Source organism: Stagnihabitans sp., from assembly GCF_964946895.1.
Map to the genome: position 1 here is coordinate 1 of NZ_CBBQHX010000083.1, position 7,541 is coordinate 7,541.

Genomic DNA, 7,541 nt, shown 5'->3' on the forward strand with positions numbered 1-7,541 from the left:
AATTCTCGCAGCAGTGAACGGCATCACGCTAGGGCGCTGGTTGGATGCAGATGGCGGTGTCAAACACCTTCCCGAGACGCACCCAAACGGCCGCTTTGAGGACTTCCCTGAACAGCTCATGGGAGTGGCTGACTGTCCGCAAAGGGCCGTTAACCCCAGCTTTCGCAATTGTTTTGCTAGGCTATCATCGACGCAGCGGGTGATTCATCGCCAGAGCACAGGGCCCGGTCGAATGACCGGGGCTAGGGCTTCAACCCGAACAAGATTTTCAACACCTGTTGAAAACCCGGGATTTATGAAGGATCGCAAGTGGCAAAAGCCGCTTGGCGCCGCCCTACAGGACCTTTCGGACCTGGTCCGCGCGCTGCATTGAATCCGTGATGATCGGATCGCTCACGCTCCCCGGTACCTGATCGCCCAAGCCAAGCTTTGTCCGTTCCAGCGCCGGACCGAGGCTGTCAGCCATGTCCGAGAGAAGCTCCAGCGCACGGTTCCTTGGAAGGCCGCTCGCCTTGCCCTCGGCTTCAAAGTGGCGCGGCACGATTTCATCAATGCCGTAATGGCCGTCGATGGACATCGCGAGCCGGTAGCGTTTGCGCTGAAGGCGCCCGGCATGGACGACGGGTGCGACGCTCAGGATGTCATAGAGCGGAGCGAGGCGGAAACGGCCGCGGCGTCCCAGTTGCAGGCTGAAATTCTTGGCATGGCCGTCAGAGGCGCCGATCAGGAAGTAGAAGATCTGGGCGCGGAAGAAGGTTTCTCGATCCCGGATAGGATCGTCGGATTCCCGCAGGAGTTCCATGATTTGGCCAATGCCGGGGCCACCTGCCTTTTGGTATTTCCGGGCCGAGGGGAAACCAAGCGATTGGCAGATGTCTTCCTGCGGCAAGCGCTTCAGGGCTTCGTGATCCCAGACTCGGTCGAAACGTTCGACCGCGAGTGCGACCTGTCCGGGCAGGACTATTTTCCTGACCGTCGCAACTGGCAAGCCGATCTCACCGGCCAGAGTCATGCAGAACAGCTCGTTCTCGACGCTGTCGCTCATGTCGATTTCGTCGGGACCAGGCAAGATGCCCATCGGGGTCTTGAAGATGTGGCTCGTTGGCGTGATCCCACGTGGTTTCGCCCAAAGGCCCCCAATTTTAAGGTAAGCAGTTTTTTCCTGTGCCCCGGCGATGGAGATCCGGAAATCCTCGTCATCCCCGAGCGCCAATGGCGCGGCAGCGAGGTTCTTTAGATCAGCGACCATCTCCTCTTCGGAAATCTGGCGATAATCCATATCTTGGGCCGCGGGTTCTTCTTCCACGGGCAAGAATTGCAGCGCCCCCACACAGTCCCGCCCAAGCGCAGACAGAAGGGAGAACACGTCTTTGCCTTCGGCGCCGACTCGCGCCGCGATCTTTTCGCGCAATTCTCCTTCGGCATCGGGCAGCAGGTTGTCGAAGGCGGCAATCACCGGATCGCCTTTCCAGTCTCCTTGGGTCAGCGGCAGCACACTGGCGACAGGGAAAGCCAAGTCCGAGGCCAGCCAGGCTGGATCGTAGGAAAAGGCAACGCCGCCATCGGTGGCCCTGATCAGCGTGCCAACCCGTGTCCGTTCATACCAGACTGCCGTCTTGCTACGCCGGATGCCGGCCCGCCTGCGTGCCAAGCGTGCCATGTCAGTTCGTATCCTGATCAGGCATGCGCCCGGTCACGGTCAACTCAGCACCGAGGGCTTCGAGAAGGCGCAGATAGACGTCGAGGCTGACCGAAACGACGCCCGTCTCGATATCCGAGATGGTGGATTGGGCAGTACCCGTCGTTTCAGCGAGTTGCTTCTGGGTCATCCCCTGTGCACGCCTGCGGGCGCGAAGGGCTGCTGCCGCCTGCCGGAGGCTACGTATGGAATGGGTGAGGGGCTTTTCCATGCTAAACTGATAGTCTATCGGCGATATTTCGTCAATATAGCCAAAAGACGATTTTTCCGTGATATCCCAGTTAAGCTATAATTGGGAAATATCGTTCAGGGGCGATGAAAAAGTCTCAGCAGGGCGCAAAAGGAGGTAGAACGCGGCTAAGCCGAGCCGGACAGATAAAGCGTCAACCCGTTGGGATTCCGGGCCTTCCATCGCCGCATTCCGGGCAACGGCGTTGAAAAACGTCTGAACCGTTCGAACCGTACCGCGCACCGCAGTGGCGACATTGCAGGATGTAGACGATCTGGTTGTGGTCAGTGCCGGGCTGTCCGGTGCGGAACAGCACTTCCTGACTATTGCGGTTCACGTAACCAGTTGCCGTGGTTGAGGATCTGCGAGGGCTTTCACTCTTTGGGCGGGAGCGGGGCTTGTCAGTCGGGGGCCAAGTGGTTCCGAGAATCCAGCCTTCGACCTGAGCTGTCATCGCAACACTTTCCGGCTGGGGCGGCGCAAACGCCTGTTTGATTTCACCACTGATATCGGCCTCCTGGAGCCAACGCGCGATTGTATAGGCATCGTGCTGGTCCTGAGTTCTTGCCTCGCTGCCATAGAGGCTGCTCCACAGCCTGGGATAGGCCTCGAGGATCACTGAGGCGTCCTTAGCAGGTTCCCAACCATCAAAAGGCCAGAAATGGATCTGCGGGCGAGCCTGTCGAATTTTGCGCAGCCATGGGATGCCGGCATGGGTTGATTTGGCGACCGTTCCCTGAACGTCGAAATGGAAAACTGACTTTGCCGATCCGGCAGCCTCCTCGGTCAGCCGCCGCCAATGCCTCTCTCCTTGCCGCGCCGCGCCATTTCCAACAGACCCGTCGCGCACGAAATCGACATAGGTGTGCTTGCCATCTGTCGGCCAGTGCGCACAGAAATCGTCGAGGAAATTCGGCCAATCGGGCTCAAGGCCATGCCGCTCGAAGTAGCGTATCGGGAATGAAAAGCCGTGATCAATGCCGACAACTGTCGGCACCGATCCATCCAAGGTTTCGATCAGCCAATCGCTGAGGCTGTGCCTTGTCCAGTATTTTTTGGGGCTGGCGGGCGGCAATACCTCTTCGGCGACGCTGTCGCCCAAGGTCTGATAGACGCGCAGCCCTTTCAGGCTGGCCTCGGCGGTTTCTGCCCCTGAATAGTCGATGCCGATGGTGCGATGGAATCTGCGATTACCCATCATTGGAAGCACGCCTGAAACTGTGTGGCGGTCAAAGAAACATGGGCATCAAGTGGCGGTCGCAGCTCAAATGCCTGCGGGGTCCGCGCGAAATCGTACAGACGAAATAGATACCAATCTTCACGGCGCTCCTCGGCCACGGCAAGTTCGTTGCGCGAAATGTGGAACGGAGTGCGGTCCCAGCCGTTGGTTGTTTTGACCTCGATCAGACGGTCACGCCCGTCATGGCTGAAGCTGGCGATGTCATAGCCAGCTCCATCGCCATCCTCGCGCGAAACCCAGCGGACACGACGCGCCAGATCATCCCGGCCGTGGTGACGCAGAGTTTGGCGTTCATGATGAAAGACACGCTCTTCTCCTGCGCGACCCAGAGTGCGATTGCGCTCGTCGCGGGCGGCGACGTCGAAGCGGCGGGCAACCGCTTGCATCTGGTCGAGTTCGGGTGGCGGCAAATTGCGAAGAGTCGGGGCAGTTCCGATGAAGAGGGGCGCAGCTTCAGCCACGGCGCTGGAGTGGGGCTTAATCAACGACGGCTCCCACTCCGGGTGTCCGGCCAGCCAGCGTGACACGGACACAGCCAGCGCCATCTGGAAGTTGAAGCGTGGCTGATAGCCCCTGATCGTGGGCAGGCCAAATCCACGGAGCGCGGCTGAGATGTTGCAGAGCTTGAATTCGATTGAACCCCGGCTGCGGCCGGTCTGTTCCTGCAAAAGCCGGTTCTGCGCCGCCTTGTTGTATGCCTCGTCTGCCAATTCCTGCCCGAGCATCGCGAAGTAACTCGCAACGCAGGCATCGTTTTCAAGATCGGTCCAATCGTCTGCGCTCATGGGGTGAGGCTAGTCGGGCTGCGCTTGGCTGTCATCCTGAAACCCTTTGGATTGCGATGGTTTCCGGTCTGACCGGGAAGTCCATTGATCAAGGGGAGTTTGGCCAGGCCGTACAACTGTGCCCCAAAGGTATCTTGCGATTTTGACCAGCATCGCCGCGACATCGTTTCGACGGGCCTTTGCCAAGTGATCATCGAAGCGGCAGGAATTGGAGCGGGGGCGCGAGGGCAAATGCCTCACCGTCAGATCATCATCGAGTTGCGCCGGTTGCGGTGGAGTCTCAGCTTGGATTTAACTGCATCTTGCCTGGCCGCCGCACTCGTTCGGATCTCGTCCTTTACCTGCCATCACGCTGGCAGACCTGAACCACGTGGAGCGGCGGGAGCCGCGAGGCCGCAAGTCAGGCGGGAGGCGCAATCTGGCCTGGCTGGTCGACCGAGGTGGTTTCATCGCCGGTAGTGCCTGTCCTGTTTCTCCTGACGGGCCTTCAGGGTCGCCTTGATCTCCGTGGATTGTGTGTCCCAGCCCGCGTCCAACGGCCTCTGGTGATGGGCTGATCTGCCCGAAGGACGTCTTCGTCTCGACCGCTTCGGCGCAACAGCGTCGTCACAACTTTCTTCCCCTGTCGGTGCGGGCACCGTCATTCCTCGCGCGGCAAGAAAGTTTCTCCTGTGCTGTCCAGCCCCGTTAACGGGGTGCGCCAGCGGTCGCCTCCGGGCTGTCGATCGCCATCGAGGCCGCAAGGACGCGGGCTAGAGACAGCAAAACGGAGAAAGAACATGGCGACCATCGGCACCTTCAAGAAGACCGGCACCGAATACACCGGCGAAATCTTCACCCTCAGCCTGCAGGCCAAGGGTGTGCGCCTCGTCCCCGACCTGCGCGCTTCGGGCGAGAACGCGCCCAGCCACCGGGTTCTAGTCGGCCGCGCCGAGATCGGCGCCGCCTGGACGAAGAAATCGAACGAGGGCCGCGAATACCTGGGCCTGAAGCTGGACGATCCGAGCTTTGCCGCCCCGATCTACGCCAACCTCTTCGATGACGAAGACGGTGAGGGCTCGAGCCTCATCTGGTCACGCCCCAATACCCGCCGCGGCGATTGATCGCCAAGGCAAAGGCCCCGGTCGAAAGACCGGGGCCGAGAGGTGCCCTTACGCTCTCGTCCCCGAGGGCTGCAGATCGAAAGGTCGCTCAGTCAACGCTATCAAGCGGAGATCTTTGCGCGCGCAGCCTCGAATGCTTCGCGCAAAGTGGCCGACTGGTTGCTGAGGTCCTGGATGCAATAGGAATTCAGGAACTGCCGGCCGGCAAAGAGCTTCTTGTCTGTCTCGGTCAGCTTCGCTTCGTCACAGAAGCGATCCCACCCGTCCGCAATCGCCGCGATTTGCTTGTGCATGATCTCCGTTGCCTTGTTTTCGTCCAACAAGAATATCGGCGCGGCGGCAAGGCAACTGGCCAGCGTGCTGCTGCGGTTGTCCCCGGCGATCAGCATCGCCTGAGTGGCCTCGGAGCCGGTTCGGCCTTGCGGACAAATGTCATAAGCGGGGGTCAGCGACAGCATCTTGCCGTCCCAGAATGCGGCGTGGTTGCGCGCATGGTCATCCGTGTTCCCGCAAAGGATATTGAAGCAGATCCGTCCGAAAAGCTCGCGGAGCGTGTTTTTTGGATCGGTGAACCTGTGCCGGATGATCTCAGCCAAGTCCGCATAGGACGCATAGCGCGCCATCATCTCGTCCAGCCCGAGGATTGTCAGAGCGGAGACCATGGCCCGCCGGTGCCATCCGTTCGCGGCCTTTACACGGTCAAAGCGATTGATCAGCAGAACGTCTTTACCCCCTGCCGGGACCAAGGAGACGGGTGCTGCGTCCAAGCCGCAGGCCGCTGCCAGTTTCATGGCGATGAACTCAGCCTTTACGACGCTGTAAATGTCAGCGCTCGCCGAGAACTTTGCAATCAGTTTGCGATCTTCATCATCAATCAAGGCCTTTGGACGGGCGCCGCCGATCGAAGTGCCATGGTTCAAAGCGAGGTCAAGGGCCGGGGTGAGTGGCACTCCTTTCTCAACGCGCGCGGCGGCCTCCAGCAGCTCCTCGTAAGGCGCATTGGCTTTCAGGCGCGGTAGATAATCTGTCGAAGATGTCTGGAAATCCAGCGCGCCGATGCGGTCAGAACCTGATTGCAACAGGAAGGTGAGTTCCGAAAGGTCAGCGGCCTCCGTTGCCTTCGTCCCGATCAACCGGTTGATGATGACGCGGCGGCCCCACGCGTCCGGTGAGCCATCGCGAATGGAGCTTGCCATAGACAGACCGGCCGACGGTTCGATCACTCCGCGACCAAGAGGAAGTTCAGGTTCATAGATCGGGATGGCGTCCTTGCGGCCGAGATAGCTTGCACCGTAGTTGAAGACATAGCGATTCCTGTCCTGGGTGATCCGGCCCGCAACCACAGGCTCGGTCTCACCAGGCAGCCAGATCCAGACGAAAGCATCGCTGAGCTGAGGGAATTCAGAAGTCATCATCTACCTCCGGACCCGTCGGGCGCGCAGACTTTGGCAACAGTGTGAGCTTTTCGTCCAGACGTGCGGAATGCAGTGCCAATATGGGCGGGTCAACGTCAAAGAGCCGGATCCCCAGCAGTGTGGCGACCTCGAAGGCGGCGCCGATTTCGGTTCCTGGCCCACCATTCTCGATGTTGCGCAACGTCGTGCGGCTGATGCCTGCCCGTTCCGCAAGCTCTTCGGAGGTCTGCCCGCGTTCCAGACGGGCCGTCTTGATCAGTTTGCCGAAGAGAGACAGGGCTTCGGTTGTCACCCGAGAGTAGCTTCTAATCCGCTTCATGGGAGCTTTCTTTGCGCAGTTTAATGACCCTAGGGTCTCTTCATGATCATTTAAGTGTCCAGTATGCGGTTCAAAGGCAACGGTGTCAACACTTGGCTAGTTTAATGGTCATATGATGCTTTTATGGCTGTTTAAGCGCGCATGACCGTCGAGGTTCGATTGAATGGTCATATTTGCTGCGCAGCAAATTAGCGCTCTGGTCCTGAAACCTAGGGGTTCAGATTTCCAAACACCTTTGCTGGGCTGCAAGAGGCAGCAGAAGCGATGGCACATCCCGGCAGAGCCGGAACCGGGCTCTGGTCGTCCCGACTGGAGCCTGCCGGGCAGTCTCCCCCCATGCGGGCGACGATCCCTTGCGCGACGGCTGATCCAGCCGGAAGGAGACTGATGGCGTGAGGTTCGGCGCGTTGCGGCCTGGTGCCAGAGGTCGGGTCGGGCGCGGGAGCCCGCCTCGTATTCATGGGCAGCATTGAAGTTTGTGAGAACCCGGTCTGGAATATGACAATCGATTGAGACCAACGTGGCGGCACGGCTGGCGAGCGGTGGGCATCCCGTGACGGGGTAGGGCTCCTGTCTGAGGTCAAAGCCCCATCCCCCGCTTTCATTCGCTGTCCTTGGTCTGATCCGTCTCTTTGACACTCAACCCCAGAGGGGTCGGCTACGCGAGCGTGCCGCCCTCGCGGATTCGGACGAGCCGAACGCACGAGGGTGATTGCAGATCCGGTCAAACACTTCGGGCGCCTGTCGCGCG

General features: G+C 59.9%; 7 protein-coding genes. 1 reads left to right on the top strand and 6 read right to left on the bottom strand.

Annotated elements, in window-relative coordinates; all coding sequences use genetic code 11:
- Positions 1–334 precede the first annotated feature (334 nt).
- The 4 genes from AC1Y2B_RS23180 to AC1Y2B_RS23195 all read right to left on the bottom strand — a co-directional run bounded on the left by AC1Y2B_RS23180 (position 335) and on the right by AC1Y2B_RS23195 (position 3,953).
- Positions 335–1,660: a type II toxin-antitoxin system HipA family toxin gene (locus tag AC1Y2B_RS23180; RefSeq protein WP_482255492.1), complete on the bottom strand. Its 1,326-nt coding sequence runs from the start codon at positions 1,658–1,660 to the stop codon at positions 335–337.
- Position 1,661: 1 nt separating this feature from the next.
- A complete protein-coding gene (locus tag AC1Y2B_RS23185; RefSeq protein WP_202662008.1) occupies positions 1,662–1,910 on the bottom strand; it encodes a helix-turn-helix domain-containing protein in 249 nt (82 codons plus the stop codon).
- Positions 1,911–2,082: 172 nt separating this feature from the next.
- Positions 2,083–3,129 carry a hypothetical protein gene (locus AC1Y2B_RS23190; RefSeq protein WP_482255493.1) on the bottom strand — a complete coding sequence of 349 codons (1,047 nt, stop codon included), beginning with the start codon at positions 3,127–3,129 and terminating at the stop codon, positions 2,083–2,085.
- Positions 3,126–3,953, bottom strand: coding sequence for a protein NO VEIN domain-containing protein (locus AC1Y2B_RS23195; protein ID WP_482255494.1), 828 nt, complete (start codon positions 3,951–3,953; stop codon positions 3,126–3,128). Before AC1Y2B_RS23195 ends, AC1Y2B_RS23190 begins: the two co-directional genes overlap by 4 nt.
- Positions 3,954–4,732: 779 nt before the next feature.
- On the opposite strand from AC1Y2B_RS23195, the gene AC1Y2B_RS23200 reads away from it, so the two are divergent.
- Positions 4,733–5,056: a DUF736 domain-containing protein gene (locus tag AC1Y2B_RS23200; protein ID WP_322573457.1), complete on the top strand. Its 324-nt coding sequence runs from the start codon at positions 4,733–4,735 to the stop codon at positions 5,054–5,056.
- Between the two features lie 101 nt (positions 5,057–5,157).
- Here the strand turns inward: AC1Y2B_RS23200 and AC1Y2B_RS23205 are convergent, their stop codons facing one another.
- Positions 5,158–6,468, bottom strand: coding sequence for a type II toxin-antitoxin system HipA family toxin (locus tag AC1Y2B_RS23205; protein WP_482255495.1), 1,311 nt, complete (start codon positions 6,466–6,468; stop codon positions 5,158–5,160).
- The gene (locus AC1Y2B_RS23210) at positions 6,458–6,790 is read right to left on the bottom strand and encodes a helix-turn-helix transcriptional regulator (RefSeq protein ID WP_482255496.1); all 333 of its coding nucleotides are present in this window, start codon (positions 6,788–6,790) and stop codon (positions 6,458–6,460) included. The genes AC1Y2B_RS23205 and AC1Y2B_RS23210 overlap by 11 nt, the downstream gene beginning before the upstream one ends.
- Positions 6,791–7,541: the final 751 nt, after the last annotated feature.

What these genes read in the sequence shown, in the direction of transcription:
- AC1Y2B_RS23180 (WP_482255492.1), bottom strand. Translation starts at nt 1,660, where the DNA reads ATGGCACGCTTGGCACGCAGGCGGGCCGGCATCCGGCGTAGCAAGACG.
- AC1Y2B_RS23185 (WP_202662008.1), bottom strand. Translation starts at nt 1,910, where the DNA reads ATGGAAAAGCCCCTCACCCATTCCATACGTAGCCTCCGGCAGGCGGCA.
- AC1Y2B_RS23190 (WP_482255493.1), bottom strand. Translation starts at nt 3,129, where the DNA reads ATGATGGGTAATCGCAGATTCCATCGCACCATCGGCATCGACTATTCA.
- AC1Y2B_RS23195 (WP_482255494.1), bottom strand. Translation starts at nt 3,953, where the DNA reads ATGAGCGCAGACGATTGGACCGATCTTGAAAACGATGCCTGCGTTGCG.
- AC1Y2B_RS23200 (WP_322573457.1), top strand. Translation starts at nt 4,733, where the DNA reads ATGGCGACCATCGGCACCTTCAAGAAGACCGGCACCGAATACACCGGC.
- AC1Y2B_RS23205 (WP_482255495.1), bottom strand. Translation starts at nt 6,468, where the DNA reads ATGACTTCTGAATTCCCTCAGCTCAGCGATGCTTTCGTCTGGATCTGG.
- AC1Y2B_RS23210 (WP_482255496.1), bottom strand. Translation starts at nt 6,790, where the DNA reads ATGAAGCGGATTAGAAGCTACTCTCGGGTGACAACCGAAGCCCTGTCT.